Origin of the sequence: Streptomyces sp. MBT53 (assembly GCF_016654115.1) — a bacterium.
Classification (GTDB): Bacteria; Actinomycetota; Actinomycetes; order Streptomycetales; family Streptomycetaceae; genus Streptomyces.
Genome location: NZ_JAEQAZ010000468.1, coordinates 1 through 1,445, shown reverse-complemented (window position 1 = coordinate 1,445; position 1,445 = coordinate 1). Strand labels below are relative to the sequence as shown.

1 protein-coding gene is annotated in these 1,445 nt (G+C 68.4%); it reads right to left on the bottom strand.

The genetic code is table 11. The features are described 5' to 3' along the window. Positions 1-85: 85 nt before the first annotated feature. Positions 86-1,445: PQQ-binding-like beta-propeller repeat protein (locus JHN45_RS52275; protein ID WP_201056552.1), on the bottom strand; the 1,360-nt coding region annotated here is incomplete at its 5' end.

The following is a 1,445-nucleotide window of genomic DNA, read 5'->3' as shown; positions in this document are numbered from 1 at the left end:
CTGGTTCGGCGGGGGCGGGGGCGGCTGGGTCATGACAGGTACCTCGGGGACGGGTCGACGGAAGCGAACAGGACGGCGGAAGGCGTCACTTGCCGTAGGCGAGCATCAACTTCTCCTTCGTGTCGTCATTGCCGTTCAGCCGGGTCGACGAGATGTAGAAGCGCCCGTCGACGTAGTCGGTGTCCCGGGAGAAGAAGCTCGACTCGATCTTCGCGGTACCGGCCGGCATCTGGAGCAGCTTCGTCGTGGTGTGCGAGGAGCCGGTCGTCGGGACGGACACGACCTGGCCGCCCGCGTCGTAGGCGGCCTCCACGTAGGCGATGAGCTTTCCGCCCTCGACCTTGACCGGCAGCATCGACTCGTCCTCGGGGGACTTGACGCGCCACTTCTCCTTGCCGGTGGCGAGGTCGATCGCGACGATCTGGTTGGGGCCGGTCGTCGCGTCCGTCGGCAGGTAGAGGGTGTTCGCGTCGACCGCGACGCCCTGGCAGCCCTGGAGGTTCTGGTCGAGGATCGACAGACCGCAGGAGGGGGCGAAGGCGGCCTTGGAGTCGACCTGCGAGCGGACGGAGCCGTCGCTCTTCAGCGTCGAGATGTTCCAGTGCTTGTTGTCCGAGTCGGTCATGTAGAGGACGACCGGGTCCACGGAGTACACGTGGGACACCGTCCAGCCCTTGGGGATCGTCTTCGTCCACTTGGCGCCGCCGGTCGCCGGGTCGAGTTCCTGCACCTCGTCGTGCGCGGTGTCGGAGCCCGCCCCGCAGGAAGAGACCACCAGCAGCTTGGCGCCGCCCGCGAACGCGGACGGGAAGCAGGCCGCGCCGTACTTCTTCTTCTCGTACAGCTGCTTGCCGGTGGCGAGGTCGTACGCGACACCCGACTGCGAACGGCCCACCATGAGGGTCTCGCCGGTGATGGTCAGCCCGATGGTGAGCGCGCTGTCGAAGAGGTCGCCGTCCGCGACGGTCGCGGTCCAGCCCTTCGCCCCGGTGTTCAGGTCGAGCTGCTGGAGGTGGTTGCACTTGGCGCTGTCGCTGACACCGCTCTCGTACGCCACCACGATCTTGTCGTCGGCCGACTTCTCCGGGGTGACCGCGCAGATCTTCTGCGGGAAGGTGATCGTGGGCCAGGTCGGGTTGCCGTTGCCGACGTTGTAGGCGACGACCTCCTTGTACGCGGCCTTCACCGCCGTCTTGCCGGTGATCCACATGCCGGGGGCGTCGGCGCCGGAACCGGGCGCGTCCGGCGCCTCCTTGTACCAGAGCACCTTCGCCTCGCCGGACTTGCGGCCCTCGTTGAGGTTCTCGGGGTCCTTACCGCCGTCGCCGCTGCCGTCACCGGGGTTGGCGGGGTCGTCGGCGCTGCTCGTGCCGGAGGCCGTGGGGCTGCCGCTCTTCTCCGCCACCGGCTTCTTGTCGTCACCGCCGCCGGTGACCGCCCACACC